Annotated in this window: 13 protein-coding genes and 1 pseudogene; 5 read left to right on the top strand and 9 right to left on the bottom strand. The window is 70.1% G+C overall.

The window, feature by feature from the left end; all coding sequences use genetic code 11:
• Positions 1 to 28: 28 nt before the first annotated feature.
• The 4 genes from HWX14_RS32850 to HWX14_RS32865 form a co-directional block, all read right to left on the bottom strand.
• The gene (locus HWX14_RS32850) at positions 29 to 442 is read right to left on the bottom strand and encodes a hypothetical protein (protein ID WP_244130394.1); all 414 of its coding nucleotides are present in this window, start codon (positions 440 to 442) and stop codon (positions 29 to 31) included.
• A gap of 25 nt (positions 443 to 467) precedes the next feature.
• Positions 468 to 1,865, bottom strand: coding sequence for an enolase C-terminal domain-like protein (locus HWX14_RS32855; protein ID WP_175886319.1), 1,398 nt, complete (start codon positions 1,863 to 1,865; stop codon positions 468 to 470).
• A gap of 62 nt (positions 1,866 to 1,927) precedes the next feature.
• Complete coding sequence (locus tag HWX14_RS32860; RefSeq protein ID WP_175886320.1) at positions 1,928 to 3,268, bottom strand: MFS transporter; 1,341 nt, start codon at positions 3,266 to 3,268, stop codon at positions 1,928 to 1,930.
• A gap of 213 nt (positions 3,269 to 3,481) precedes the next feature.
• Positions 3,482 to 4,390, bottom strand: coding sequence for a LysR family transcriptional regulator (locus tag HWX14_RS32865; protein WP_244130395.1), 909 nt, complete (start codon positions 4,388 to 4,390; stop codon positions 3,482 to 3,484).
• A gap of 106 nt (positions 4,391 to 4,496) precedes the next feature.
• On the opposite strand from HWX14_RS32865, the gene HWX14_RS32870 reads away from it, so the two are divergent.
• From HWX14_RS32870 to HWX14_RS32880, 3 genes are all read left to right on the top strand, one after another.
• Positions 4,497 to 5,228: a glutathione S-transferase gene (locus tag HWX14_RS32870; protein ID WP_175886321.1), complete on the top strand. Its 732-nt coding sequence runs from the start codon at positions 4,497 to 4,499 to the stop codon at positions 5,226 to 5,228.
• Between the two features lie 134 nt (positions 5,229 to 5,362).
• The gene (locus tag HWX14_RS32875) at positions 5,363 to 6,001 is read left to right on the top strand and encodes a DUF2239 family protein (protein ID WP_175886322.1); all 639 of its coding nucleotides are present in this window, start codon (positions 5,363 to 5,365) and stop codon (positions 5,999 to 6,001) included.
• Between the two features lie 15 nt (positions 6,002 to 6,016).
• Positions 6,017 to 7,348 carry a carotenoid oxygenase family protein gene (locus tag HWX14_RS32880; protein ID WP_175886323.1) on the top strand — a complete coding sequence of 444 codons (1,332 nt, stop codon included), beginning with the start codon at positions 6,017 to 6,019 and terminating at the stop codon, positions 7,346 to 7,348.
• Positions 7,349 to 7,370: 22 nt separating this feature from the next.
• Here HWX14_RS32880 and HWX14_RS32885 read toward each other — a convergent pair whose 3' ends face one another.
• The 4 genes and pseudogenes from HWX14_RS32885 to HWX14_RS32900 form a co-directional block, all read right to left on the bottom strand.
• Positions 7,371 to 8,537, bottom strand: a complete 1,167-nt coding sequence (locus HWX14_RS32885; RefSeq protein WP_175886324.1) for an ABC transporter permease — start codon at positions 8,535 to 8,537, stop codon at positions 7,371 to 7,373.
• A gap of 10 nt (positions 8,538 to 8,547) precedes the next feature.
• Complete coding sequence (locus HWX14_RS32890; RefSeq protein ID WP_175886325.1) at positions 8,548 to 9,702, bottom strand: ABC transporter permease; 1,155 nt, start codon at positions 9,700 to 9,702, stop codon at positions 8,548 to 8,550.
• Positions 9,703 to 9,723: 21 nt separating this feature from the next.
• Positions 9,724 to 10,420: pseudogene (locus tag HWX14_RS32895) on the bottom strand (ABC transporter ATP-binding protein).
• 5 nt (positions 10,421 to 10,425) lie between these two features.
• Positions 10,426 to 11,631 carry an efflux RND transporter periplasmic adaptor subunit gene (locus tag HWX14_RS32900; protein ID WP_175886326.1) on the bottom strand — a complete coding sequence of 402 codons (1,206 nt, stop codon included), beginning with the start codon at positions 11,629 to 11,631 and terminating at the stop codon, positions 10,426 to 10,428.
• A 359-nt stretch (positions 11,632 to 11,990) separates the two neighbouring features.
• Here HWX14_RS32900 and HWX14_RS32905 point away from each other — a divergent pair, with 359 nt between their 5' ends.
• Entirely contained in the window at positions 11,991 to 12,224 is a 234-nt protein-coding gene (locus HWX14_RS32905; protein ID WP_175886327.1) for a hypothetical protein, read from the top strand.
• 80 nt (positions 12,225 to 12,304) lie between these two features.
• On the opposite strand, the gene HWX14_RS32910 is transcribed toward HWX14_RS32905, so the two are convergent.
• A complete protein-coding gene (locus HWX14_RS32910) occupies positions 12,305 to 13,084 on the bottom strand; it encodes a Mut7-C RNAse domain-containing protein (RefSeq protein ID WP_175886328.1) in 780 nt (259 codons plus the stop codon).
• On the opposite strand from HWX14_RS32910, the gene HWX14_RS32915 reads away from it, so the two are divergent.
• Positions 13,004 to 14,050, top strand: a complete 1,047-nt coding sequence (locus HWX14_RS32915; RefSeq protein WP_279611853.1) for an NAD(P)-dependent oxidoreductase — start codon at positions 13,004 to 13,006, stop codon at positions 14,048 to 14,050. The genes HWX14_RS32910 and HWX14_RS32915 overlap by 81 nt on opposite strands.
• Positions 14,051 to 14,058 lie beyond the last annotated feature (8 nt).

Below are 14,058 nucleotides of genomic sequence, written 5' to 3' on the forward strand. Positions count from 1 at the left end.
GCGGCAAGCTTCACGTTCTTTGCACCGGCTAGCTCAGCAACTCGTGGGCGGCCTTGAGCGTCGGCACCGATAACGCAGCAAATGCCACCATGATGGCCACCAGAATTGCGGGTCTTTTCCGCAGCAGCAAGCCGATCCCGATTCCCAGCAGATAGAACACCAGCGTCAGCACGATCGTGAGCCAGAGCCATGCGTAACCGGCGCCGCCCTCGAAGTGCGAAATGTCGCGCGTCTTCACGAGCGCGGCGTAGCCCGCGACGGTGATGCTCGCAGGCAGGCACAGCAGCGAGTAGGGGACGAGGACGATGACCTGTCGCAGGCTTGGATCGGGAGACGTCATGGCGAGCGGTTGTTGTTCTGTCGGACGGAGGCGTGCCGAACCGGTTGCAGTGCGGCCGGATTCGGGCAGCCGCAGGATGCGGCCGTTTTCCGCGTTTGGCAACCATCGTCCGCCGCCAGCGGTCCCCTCACCCCCGCCCCAAACTCGGCCGCTTCGGATCATAAGTCCACCCCGGCACCAGATACCGCATCGCCACCGCATCGTCGCGCGCCGTACCACCCACCGCGTTGTACAGCGCATGCGCAGCCTCGACCTGCGCCATGTCCAGCTCGATCCCAAGCCCCGGCAGTTCCGGCACGGCCACCTTGCCTTCGACGATCGCGAGCGGTTCGCGCGTGAGCCGCGCGTCGCCTTCCTGCCAGATCCAGTGCGTGTCGATCGCGGTGATCGTGCCGGGCGCGGCCGCCGCCGCATGCGTGAACATCGCGAGCGACACGTCGAAGTGATTGTTCGAGTGCGAGCCCCACGTGAGCCCCCAGTCGCGGCACAGCTGCGCGAGCCGCACCGAGCCCTGCATCGTCCAGAAATGCGGATCGGCGAGCGGAATGTCGACCGCCTGCAGCCGCACCGCGTGATCCATCTGCCGCCAGTCGGTCGCGATCATGTTGGTCGCGGTCGGAATCCCCGTCGCGCGGCGGAATTCGGCCATCACCTCGCGGCCCGAATAGCCGCCTTCCGGCCCGCACGGATCTTCCGCGTACGCGAGCAGGTGGCCTTGCCCGCGGCACAGCGCGATGGCCTCGTCGAGCGACCACGCGCCGTTCGGGTCGAGCGTCGTGCGCGCGTCGGGAAAGCGCGCCTTGATCGCCGCGATCGCTTCCATCTCGTCGGCGCCCGCCATCACGCCGCCCTTCAGCTTGAAATCGGCGAAGCCGTAGCGCTCGACCGCGGCTTCGGCCTGCCGCGCGATCGCGGCCGGCGTCAGCGCCGCCTCGTTGCGCAACCGGAACCAGGCGTCCGACGCGTGCGCCTCGTCGCGATACGGCAGATCGGTGCGGCGCCGGTCGCCGATATAGAACAGGTACGCGAGCATCGGCACCGCGTCGCGCTGCTGGCCTTCGCCGAGCAGCGCCGCGACCGGCACGTCGAGGTGCTGGCCGAGCAGGTCGAGCAGCGCGGCTTCGATCGCGGTGATCACGTTGTCGAGCCGCAGGTTGATCTCGTGCGGCTGGCGCAGCACGGCCGCCTCGCCGGCCGACGTCACTTCGTGGCGGATCGTACGGCCGCCGCCGGCACCCGCACCGGACAGCGCCGCGCGCACCGCGTTGAGCGTCGCCTGGTAGCGCCCGATCGACTGGCCGACCACGAGATCCGTCATGCGCTCGAGCGCGTGGCGGATGCCTTCGCCGCCCGGCACTTCGCCGACGCCCGTGTGCCCGCTGCTGTCGTCGAGGATCACGAGGTTGCGCGTGAAGTACGGTGCGTGCGCGCCGCACAGGTTGAGCAGCATGCTGTCGCGGCCGGCGACGGGAATCACCTGCATGCGCGTGACGCGCGGGGTGCCGGCACGGCGGGGTTCGGACATCGGTTCGCTCCTGGTTCCGTTGGCGTGCGGGCCGCCGGACGCGCCGGCGCGGCCCGCGCCGTTCATTGAAGCTCGACGCGGCGGATCTCGCCGACGACGAACAGGTAGCAGATCACGGCGACGAGCGCGTGCGCGACGACATAGACGAGCGCGCCGTTGAACGAGCCGCTGCGGTCGACGATATAGCCGATCGCGATCGGCGTCGTGATGCTGGAAAGATTGCCGCACGTGTTGAGCAGCGCGCCGCTCAGGCCGGCGATCTGGCGCGGCGCGGTGTCGGCGTTGACGGCCCAGCCGAGCGCGCCGAGCCCCTTCCCGAAGAACGACAGCGCCATGAACAGCACGACGAGCACGTGCGAATCGGTGTAGTTGCAGACGATCATCGACATCGACAGCAGCATGCCGATCACGATCGGCACCTTGCGCGCGACCGACAGCGAGCGGCCCTGCTTGAGCAGCGCATCGGACACGACGCCGCCGAGAATCCCGCCGAGAAAGCCGCACACGGCCGGGATCGACGCGACGAGCCCCGCGTTGAGGATCGACATCCCGCGCGCCTGCACCAGATAGACGGGGAACCACGTGATGAAGAAGTAGGTGAGCGCGTTGATGCAGTACTGCGCGACGTACACGCCGACCAGCATCCGGTTTCGCAGCAGCGCCTTCACGTGGCGCATCGACGGGCCGCCGTCGCGCCCGCCGGTCGCCTGGTCGATGTTGACGAGCGCACCGCCTTCGGCGAGGTAGTCGAGTTCCGCGCGGTTGATGGTCGGGTGCGCCTTCGGGTCGTACATCGTGCGGTTCCACACCAGCACGAACGCGAAGCCGAGCACGCCCATCACCGCGAACACCGACTGCCAGCCGAACGCGTGCACGAGCCAGCCCATCAGCGGCGCGAACACGACGGTCGCCGCGTACTGCGCGGCGTTGAAGATCGCCGACGCGGTGCCGCGCTCCGAGGCCGGGAACCACGCGGACACGATCCGGCTGTTGGCGGGGAACGACGGCGCCTCGGCCGCGCCGACCAGGAAGCGCAGCCCGAACAGCAGCGCGAACGCGGCCGCGCCGCCGAAGAAGCCGATCCCGCCCTGCAGCAGCGTGAACAGCGACCAGAAGAAGATGCTGAATGCGTAGACGATGCGCGATCCGTAGCGGTCGAGCAGCCAGCCGCCCGGCAATTGCGCGATCACGTACGACCAGCCGAACGCGGAAAAGATGAAGCCCATCTGCACATGGCTGAGGTGCAGCGCGCGGGCGAGGCTCGGGCCGGCGATCGCGATCGCCGCGCGATCCGCGTAGTTGATCGTCGTGACCGCGAACAGGACGGTCAGCACCAGCCAGCGTACGCGGGTGCGCCGGGCCGTTGCCGACGCGGACGCCGGCAGCGCGTGAAGCGGATTCATGACTTGTCTCCTCCGAAGGGCGGAAGGTGCCGCCGGGCGGCTGGCGCATCGGGTGCGCGCATGTTGTGTGTTGATGCCGCCGGCGGGGGCCGGGCACCGGACGCCGAGGCAGGCAGGGCGTCCGGGCCATTCTGTCATGTCGATATTTGCGCTTTCATGCCAATTGCTGACTTGATCGATTCAGCATTTGAATCGATCGAACGCAATGCGCGGTCATGCGTGTGCGTCGTCCGCGCCGCTGCCGTGATCGCGCGCGACGTGCTGCGCGAGAAACTCGACGGCGGCGCGCACGCCGGGCAACTGGCCGCGCCGGTGCGGCATCAGCAGCGTCGTCGTGACGGTGCCGGCGCACCAGCCGGGCAGCACGCGCACGAGCGCGCCGGACGCGAGCGCGGTGCCCGCGATCCAGTCAGGCAGGCACGCGAGGCCGAGGCCGGCCGTCGCTGCCTGCAGGAGCAGTGTCGATTCGTCGGCCTGCAGCCGCAGGCGCGGCGTCACGTCGACGGCGTCGCCGCCGCGCTGCAGCCGCCATGGCTGCGGGCCCGGGTGGAGCCCGTCGTGCTGCGCGAGATCGGCCGGCGTGTCGGGCGTGCCGGCCCGCGCGAGATAGGCCGGCGCGGCCACGACGACGATCGGCGACGCCGCGAGCGGCCGTTGCACGAGCGCGGAATCGGGCAGCGGCGCGAAATGGCTGCGCACCGCGATGTCGAAGCCTTCCTGCGCGATGTCGACGAGGCGGTCGCTCGCATGAATCTGCAGCAGCAGCTTCGGATGCGCGATCGCCAGCGCCGGCAGGCACGGCGCGAGGATGTGCTGCGCAACCGGCACCGAGCTCGTGATCCGCACGACGCCGGCCGGCTCGGCGGCCTGCCGCAGCACCGCGTCGCGCGCGCTTTCGGCCTCGATCACGGCGGCGCGCGCATGCTCGAAGAATTCGGCGCCGACCGGCGTGAGCCGGAAGCTGCGCGACGTGCGATGTACGAGCCGCGCGCCGAGCGTGCGCTCGAGCTCGGCCACGCGCTTGCTGACCGTCGATTTCGGCAGGTCGAGCCGGCGCGCGGCCGCCGACATGCTGCCGGCGTCGACGGCCTGCACGAACAGGTAGAGATCGTTCAGGTTCACTTCCAGCGTCCATATGGGGAAACGACGAGTTTCGATTTTAGCGGCTACTGCGTCATCGTTCGTCGTGGGAGCATGACTGCTCGTTCAACTTCCTCGGAATTCCCCGATGTCCCCGATCCTTCTCTACGGTATTCCCGCCGGCTGCTCGTTCGGCTCGATCGTCGCGCTCGAATGGGCCGGCCGCCCGTACCGGCTGTCGCGCATCACGATGCCGGGCGCCGTGACGAGCGATGCGTTCCTCGTGCTGAACCCCGTCGCCGAGACGCCGGCGTTTGTCACCGCGGCCGGCGACGTGCTGACCGAAAGCATCGCGATCCTCGGCCATATCGGCGCGCAGGCGCTCGATAGCGGCCTCGCGTTTCGCCAGGGCAGCGCGGATTTCGACCGGCTGAACCGGATGCTGGCGTGGCTGAACACGACGTTCTTCAACGCGTTCGGCGCGCTCTGGTACGTGTACGAACACGACACCGAAGGCGCGGAGAAAGCGGCGCTGCAGGCGTACGGCCGCGGCAAGGTGCTGAAGGCGCACCGGCAGCTCGAAGCGCTGCTCGAGCGCGGCGAAGGCCCGTGGCTGCTGGGCGCGCGACGCACGCTGGCCGACGCGTACTTCACGGGAATCGCGCGCTGGGCCGACTATCACGGGGTGTTCGAGCGCGATGCGTTCCCGCGCGTCGCCGCGCTGCGCGCGCGGCTCGCCGACGATGCCGGCGTGCAGTTCGCGCACGCGATCGAGGAGAACCTGCCGCCGCCGGCGTCGTCGGCGTTCGAAGGGCATGTGTCGCTCGACGACGCGCTGGCCAGTGCGCGCGGGATCGTGGCGCCGGCGCGGGCGATCTGATTGGCCGCCATGGTCGCGCCCGCAGGAGGAAATTCGATGAAGATGGCGACAATTTTTACCCGGATAATATTGACATCCAATTAATACCCGGATAAAAATAGCGTCATTCCGATTCCAGCCTGCGGGCGACCACGATGACTTCTTCCACGCTTCTCCCTTCGTACACGGCCTTCGACGGCCATCGGCGGCTCGCATCGGGCCCGCTCGCGACGGTCGCGCTCGCGGTCCGGCAGGCGGCCGGCGACGCGACGCCCGGCACGATCCTGATCTTCGACGACGCGACCGGCCGCTCGATCGACCTCGACCTGCGCGGCACGGCCGACGACATTCGCGCGCGCTATGCGGCTGCTCAGGGCGACGCGTCCGGGACTGCCGGCGAACCGGCCGGCGCGGGCGCAGGCGCGGGCGAACAGCGCGGCCGCGGCCGGCCGAAGCTCGGCGTGGTGTCGCGCGAGGTCACGCTGCTGCCGCGTCACTGGGAATGGCTCGGCGCGCAGCCGGGCGGCGCGTCGGTCGCGCTGCGCAAGCTCGTCGAGGACGCGCGGCGCACGCACGCGGCGGCCGACCGGCACCGCGACGCGCAGGCGCGCGCGTACCACTTCATGTCGGCGATGGCGGGCGACCTGCCCGGTTTCGAGGAAGCGGCGCGGGCGCTGTATGCGAACGATCCGGCACGGCTGGCCGAGCTGATCGCCGATTGGCCCGACGACGTACGCGACCATGCGCTCGCCTTGGCGCGCGGCGACCTGCCGCCGTCCGCCGACGACTGCTGACGGAGCACCGACGCGATGACCGTATTCGACCTGAACCGCGGCGCGCTCGCGCCGGTCGCCGACGAAGTCGACATCGTCGACCTGCGCGTAACGGGCGCCATTCCGCGCGAACTCGACGGCACGTTGCTGCGCAACGGCCCGAACCCGCCGGGCGGCCGCTTCGAAGGCAACGACATGCTGTCGTGGTGGCCGGAGGCCGCGATGCTGCATGCGATCGCGTTCGAAAACGGCCGCGCGGCCGGCTACCGGAACCGCTGGGCGCGCACGCGGCGCTGGGCCGCGGTCCACGCGCCTGGGCAGGCGGCGGATTTGCCGGACACCAATCCGAACGTGAACGTGCTGCAGCATGCGGGCGAACTGCTCGCGCTGGCCGAAGGCGGCGCGCCGCTCGCGATCACCGCCGCGCTCGATTCGTTCGGCGTGCCCGCGCGGCACGCGGGCTTCGGCGGCGCGATGACCGCGCATCCGAAGGTCGACCCGGTGACCGGCGAGCTGATCACGTTCCGCGCGGACTGGCGGGCGCCGTGGCTGCGCTACGGCGTCGCGGATGCGCAGGGCGTGCCGCGCGTCGATCTCGAGATCGACCTGAGCGCGCCGTCGATGATGCACGACCTCGCGATCACCGAAACCCGCAGCCTGCTGCTCGACCTGAACGTCGGCTACGACTTCTCGCTGCTGAAGCAGGGCCACCGGATGCCGCTGCGCTGGCACGACGACCGGCCCGCGCGCATCGGCGTGCTGCCGCGCCACGGCGGCGACGTGCGCTGGTTCGGCGTCGAGCCGTGCTTCATCCAGCACGTCGTGAACGCATACGACTGCGACGCGTCGTGCATCGTGCTCGACGCGGTGCGCTATCCGTCGTTCCTGCGGCTCGACGCGCGCACGGGCCGCTTCGCCGCCAACCCGGTCGGCGAGCTGTGGCGCTACGTGATCGACACGGCGAACGGACTGATCGACGAAGGGCCGCTCGCCGACGGCGGCATCGAACTGCCGCGCATCAACGAAAGCCGGACCGGGCGCGGCTACCGCTACCTGTATGCGGTCGAGCAGCCGAACAACGCGGAAATGCGCGGCGTGATGCGCTTCGACCACGCGCGCGGCACGACGATGCACTACGCGGTGCCGGCCGGCGACCAGAACGGCGAGCCGGTGTTCGTGCCGCGCCCGGGCGGCGCCGACGAGGACGACGGCTGGCTGCTGGTGGTGGTCTACCGCGCGGCGACGGATACGAGCGACGTCGTGATCCTCGATGCGCGCGCGATCGACGCGGGGCCGGTCGCGACCGTGCACCTGCCGCGCCGCGTGCCGGCCGGGTTCCACGGCGCGTGGGTGCCGCGCGAAGGTTGAACGCGAGCGGCGGCGGCGCGCGTCACTGCGCGCGCAGCGCGTCGACGATCTTCAGCCGCGCGGCGCGCATCGCCGGCAGGAACCCGCCGACGAGCCCCATCACGAGCGAGAACACGAGCGTCTTCACGACGATCGCGGGCGTCAGCACGAAGCGGAACGACAGGTCCGAGAAGGTCTGGAAGTTGGTCGTCGAGAACGACGCGAACTGCATCAGCGACGCGCACGCGAGCCCCGCGACGCCGCCGACGAAGCCGAGCAGCAGCGCCTCCAGCAGGAACGCGGCGAGCACGTTGGTGCGCTTGAAGCCGAGCGCGCGCAGCGTGCCGATCTCGGCCACGCGGTTCGCGACCGATGCATACATCGTGATCATCGCGCCGATCATCGCGGCGATCGAGAAGATCGTCGACAGCGTGATGCCGAGGATGTTGATGAACGTCGACAGCGCCTTCGACTGGTCGCCGTAGAACGTCTGTTCGCGTTTCGCCTCGTCGGTCAGCCGCGGGTCGACGTCGATGTCGGCCTTGAAGCGCGTGAAGCCGTCCGCGCTCGGGATGCGCAGCACCATCGACGAATAGCTGGTGCGCCGGAACGACTGCATCAACTGGTCGACGTCGCCCCAGATCTCCGAATCGAAGCCGCTGCCGCCCGCGTCGAAGATGCCGACGATGGTCCAGTCGCGCTGCGCGAAATGCAGGCTGTCGCCGAGCTGGGTGCCGCTGAAGCCTTTCGCGATCGCGCTGCCGACGACGATCTCCGACGAGCCGGGCGCGAACATTCGGCCGGCCACGAGCTTCACGTGCGGCCGCAGCGCGAGGCCGGCCGGCGACACGCCGCGGATCACGACGTTCGACGGCTTGCCGGTCGACGTCTTCACGAGCGAGATCAGCACGACGGCTTCCTTCGACACGAGCGGCCGGCCGTCGGGGCCGAGCGCGACGGCCGGATGCATCTCCAGCGCATTGGCCTGCTGATGGTCGATCGAACTCTGGATCTCGGTCTCGGCGCCCTTGCGGATCACCACCGCGTTGTTGGGTTCGCCGGTCGACACGAGCGTTTTCGTGAGGCCGGCATCGAGCATCTGCACCGTCGCGAACACGAAGATCACGAGCGCCATCCCGCCGGCGGTCAACGCGGTGGTGAGCCGCCGGGTCCACAGGTTGCGTGCGATGTAGGTGAGCGGAATCGCCATGCGCGTCTCTCTACCCGATCGCCCGCAGGCCTTCGACCACACGTACGCGCGCCGCCTGCCACGCCGGCACCAGCGCGGCCGCGAAGCCGACCGCGACCGAGCACGCGGCCTGCAGCGCGACCGTCTCGGTCGACACCTTGAACACCGGGAAGATGCCGCCGGCCGCCTGCTTGAACAGGCTCGCGGCGGGCGGCGTCGCGAGAATCCCGAGCCCGCCGCCGGCCACCGCGATCACGACCGATTCGCCGAACACGATCAGCGCGAGGAAGCCGGGGCCGAAGCCGAGCGCCTTCAGCGTCGCGTATTCGGCCGTGCGCTCGCGGGCGCTCATCGCCATCGCGTTGGCCATCACGGCCATGATGATCAGGATCACCACGTACGACACGAGGCGGATCGCCGCGATGATCTGGTTCGACATCGCGACGAAGCCGAGCTGGAACGCCTGCTCGGTTTCGGTCAGCGTTTCGGCGAGCGAGTTCTTGAACACCGCGTCGACGTTGCGCGCGATCGACGCGCCGTCGTCCGGGTTCGCGACGCCGAGCACGAACACACCGACCTGGTCGGCCTGCTTCGGCGTGCGCTTGCGCACCGTCTCGTTCAGGTAATCCCAGTGGAACACCAGTTGGCGCGTGATCGTCGAATCGTCGCGGCCGTCGAGAATCCCGCGCACGACGAAATCCCACGTGCCCGGATAGATCGTGCCCTTCAGCGGGATCACGTCGCCGACCTTGAAGCCGAACTGCGTCGCGAGCTGGCGGCCGACGAGGCAGCCGCGGCGGTCGCGGTCGTAGTCGGCGCGCTGCTGCGCCGGCAGGATGAATTCGGGATACAGGTCGAGATAGTTGTCCGACACCGCGAAGCTCGCGAAGAAGTTCTTCGGGTCGCGATAGATGCCGCCGAACCAGTTCGAGCGGACCACGGCCGTCACGCCGTCGACGCCGCGGATCCGGTTCTCGTAGCTGACCGGTAGCGGAAACACCAGCGAGATCGCGTTGCGCGTGACGAGCCGGCCGCTGGAGGCTGCCGCCGCGCCCGCGTACCACGCGTCGACCACCGTATGCAGCAGCCCGAACGCAAGCACTGCGATGGTCAGCCCGAGCACGGTCAGCAGCGTGCGCAGCCGGTGCCGCAGCGCGTTGCGCGCGATCAGCTTCAGCACGAACATCGCGCGCGCTCCCGCCGCCGCTCAGCCGGCGTGCCCATCGATCAGTTCCCCTTTTTCCAGATGGACGAGCGAGCGCGCGGCGCCGGCCGCATGCGCATCGTGCGTCACCATGATGATCGTCTTGCCGAGCTCGGCGTTCATCCGCTGCAGCATCGCGAGCACGTCGGTGGCCGACGCGCGGTCGAGGTCGCCGGTCGGCTCGTCGGCGACGATCAGCACGGGATCGGTGATCAGCGCGCGCGATCGCGACACGCTGCTGCTGGCCGCCCGATAGCTCGGACGGGTAATGGCTCGTGCGGTCGCCGAGATTCACCATGTCGAGCACGAGCTCGACGCGCTCGCGCCGCTCGCGGCGCGACAGGTGCGTGAGCATCAGCGGCAGCTCGACGTTCTCGAACGCGGTGAGCACCGGCATCAGGTTGTAGAACTGGAAGATGAAGCCGACGTTCGCCGCGCGCCATTCGGCCAGTTGCGCCTCGGCGAGCTGCGAGATGTCGAGGCCGCCGACGCGCAGCTCGCCGCTGTCGGGCCGGTCGATGCCGGCCACGAGGTTCAGCAGCGTGCTCTTGCCGGAGCCCGACGGTCCCATCAGCGCGACGAAGTCGCCTTCGCCGATGTCGAGCGTGATGTCGGTCAGCACGGGCACGATCTGGTTGCCGCGCCGGTACGACTTCGCGACGTGGCTGAGTTCGACGAGGGGCGGCGGGGAGTCGTTCACGCGCGCTACTTCTTCGCGACGGTCACTTTCGCGCCGTCCTTCAGCTTCGCGCCCGGCGCGAGCACGACCGTGTCGCCGGGCGTCACGCCGCGCACCGCGACGAGCTCGCCGATCCGCGCGCCCTTCGTCACGGCCACCGCATGCACGGCGTCGTCCTTCACGACGAACACGACCGGCCGGCCGTCGCGCTCCACGACAGCGCTCGCCTGCACGGCGGTCACCGGCTGCCGGTCCTGCGCGGTCGCGGGCTTCGACAGGAACGCGATCTTCGCGCTCATGTCGGGCAGCACGCGCTCGTCGCGGTCGACGAAGCGCACCTTCACGAGCACGGTGGCCTTCGAGCGGTCGACGGTCGGCACGATGCGCGACACGCGGCCCGCGAAGCGCAGGTCGGGCAGCGCGTCGAGCTGGATCTCGCACGGCTGCTCGGCGCGGATCTTCGCGATGTTCGATTCGGCGACGTCGGCTTCGACCTCGAGCGTCTCCATGTCGGCGATCGTCACGACCGCGCCCTTGCTGTCCGACGCGGACGAGAACGGCGTGATGTTGTCGCCGACGTTCGCATGCTTCGCGAGCACGATGCCGTCGAACGGCGCGCGGATTACCGTCTGGTCGACCGCGACCTGCGCGGCCTGCGCGTTCGCCTCGGCCGACACGATCGCGGCCTGGTCGCTGTCGAGCGTCGCGCGCGCCTTGTTCACGCGCGCCGTGTCGGTGTCGAGCTGCGCGGCCGGTACCGCGCCTTTCGGCGCGAGCGCGGACGTGCGGCGCAGCGCGATCTCGGCGTCCTTCAGTTCCGCCTGTGCGACGCCGAGGTTCGCGCGGGACACCTGCACCTGCGCGCGCGCCTGGGCGAGCGACGCTCGCACGTCGCTGCTTTCGAGCCGCGCGATGATCTCGTCCTGCTTCACGCGCGTGCCTTCGAGCACGCCGAGCCATTCGACGCGCCCCTGGCCCTTCGACGCGACTGCGGCCTTGCGCTGCGGCACGACGTAGCCGGTCGCGTTGAGTTGCGTGTCGTTCTGGTACGGGTAGGCGGACGTGACAGACGTGGTGTCGACGGTCGGCCGGCCGGTGAGCGCGAGGCCGGCGACGATCGCGACGACGACGAACGCGGCGGCGACCGCATAGCGCGCCCAGCGGCGCCGGCGCGGCACCGGGGCGATCGGACGCCGGTCGATTTTCAGTTTGTCCAGATTGTGATCGGGCAATTTGAGCGCCTCGAGACGGCGGCGGTCGTGCGACCGGCCGCGATCCGGTTTCCGGGGAAGGGGACGGATGGACGCCAGTATAAGCGTCGCCCCGGCGCCGCGCGAGCCGGTTTGCGGGGCCGGGCGGCGGCGGCCTGTCCGGCCTGCCGGCGCCGGCTGACGCGCCGGCCCCCGGGGAAACCCGAGGATGCAAGCAACGTGTCAACTTGCCGCGAACGCGGTGCGTTATGGAACCAGTGCGTCAGGTTTTGTCGCGACGGAACGGCGAAAGCCGGCCTCGCGGCCTGGGGCTCCGGTGCGAATGCCTCGCATCTTTGATTACCGGTACGTTTGATTTTTTCTCCGCTAAAGGAAGAACAATGAAGAAGACGCTCGCTTCGATCATCGCCGCGGCATTCGCGCTCGCATCGGTTTCGGCATTCGCACAGGCGTCCGCGCCGGCAGCCGACACGTCGGCCGCCGCGCCGGCACCGGCCAAGAAGGATCACAGCAAGCCGAAGCATGCGCTGAAGCACCACGGTTCGAAGAAAGGCCAGGCGAAGGCTGCAGCCGCATCGGCCGCCGGCACGAACGACGCAGGCACGCAGAACTAAGCGGTTCTGCCGCCACGGCCGGCGTTGCCGGCCATCGGTCGGCCGACCCCGCATGCTCCGGCATGCGGGGTTTTGTCTTTTCAGCCGCCGAATTCGTCGGGTCCGCCCGGTTCGTCGACCCGCACGGGCGGCGGCATGCGCATCGCGTCGACCGCCGCGCGCATGCGCCGCCAGTGCGAGCCTTCCCAGAACACGCGCCGGCACACGTCGCACGCGGCGAAGCGCCGGTGCCGCTGCCGGACGCCGGCCGGCACGCGCGGCGCGGCGGCGGCCGCGTCAAGCGGATGCAGCGGCGCGTTGCAGCGCAGGCACAGCCGGAACGGCCGCATGTGCGGCGCGAGATCGAGCCGCTCGAACAGTTCGCGCAACTGCTCGGCCGGCTGCAGCGCATGCAGATAGCAGCCGCGCACGACCGCGCGCCGCTTGAGCAGCTCGCGGTCGCGCGTCAGCACGATCCGGTGCTCTCGTTCGGCGAGCGCGGCGAGTTCGTCGTCGCGGTAGTGGTTGTCGTAGCAGGTGTCGAAGCCGGCGAGGCGCAGCAGTTGCGCGAGGCCGCCGAGATGCGCGTCGGCGACGAAGCGCCATGACGCCGGTGGCCGCCCGCTCGCCCCGTCGGCTGCGGCCCGTACGCGTTCGGGAAAGACTTCGACGCGGTCGCCGTCGTCGAGCGGCCGGTCGAGCGCGGCCGGCGCGTCGTTGACGCACAGCCGGCCGATTTCGGTATGCGGGACGCCGAGCGCCTCGATCGCATGCTTGACCGTCGCATCGCGGGCGCACGCATGCGCGAACGCCCGGTCGCGCTGCGGACGCGCGAGAAAGGCGTTCAGTTCGCCGTGAAAGCGGAAGGTCGCGGTCGCCATCCGGGCAGTATCGCACCGCGCCCGGCCGGCGGCAGGCGCTGCAGCGCGCCGGCATCTGTGTTTAACTCGCGGCTTCACGGAGCGAAGGAGCAGGACATGGATCTCGGGTTTATCGGGCTGGGCGAAATGGGGCAGGCGATCGCGACGAACCTGCTGAAGGCGGGCCACACGGTGCGGGTCTGGAACCGGTCGCGCGAGCGGGCCGAGCCGCTCGCGGCATTCGGCGCGCAGGTCGTCGACACGCCGGCCGACGCGTTTCGCGGCGACGCGGTGTTCTCGATGCTCGGCGACGATGCGGCCGCGCGCGCGGTGTTCGACGACGCGCTGCTGGCCCAGGCGCCGCGCGGGCTGATCCACGTGAACATGGCGACGGTGTCGGTCGCGCTCGCCGAATCGCTCGCGCACGCGCACGCGTCGCGCGGCATCGACTATGTCGCCGCACCCGTGATGGGGCGGCCCGACGTCGCGGCCGCCGCGCGCCTGACGATCATGGCGGGCGGCCCGGCCGAGGCGATCGACCGCGTGCAGCCGCTGTTCGACGCGATCGGCCAGAAGACCTGGCGGTTCGGCTCGCTGCCGCAGCACGCGAACGTCGCGAAGATCGCCGCGAACTTCACGCTCGCGTCCGCGATCGAGACGCTCGGCGAGGCGTCCGCGCTGCTCGGCGCGCACGGCGTCGCGATGCGCGATTTCCTCGACGTGATCACCGGCAGCGTGTTTCCGGGGCCCGTCTACGAAGGCTACGGCGCGATGATCGCCGAGCGGCGCTACGAGCCCGCGCGCTTCAAGGCGCGGCTCGGGCTGAAGGACGTCCGGCTCGCGCTGGAGGCCGGCGACGCGACGTCGGTGCCGCTGCCGGTGGCGAGCGTCGTGCGCGACAGCCTGCTCGACGCGCTCGCGCACGGCGGCGGCGACCAGGATTTCGCGGTGCTCGGCGAGGTCGCGCTGCGCCGCGCGGGCCGCTGACACGCGAC

The organism is Burkholderia sp. BCC0044 (assembly GCF_902832955.1).
In the GTDB taxonomy this organism is placed as follows: Bacteria; Pseudomonadota; Gammaproteobacteria; order Burkholderiales; family Burkholderiaceae; genus Burkholderia.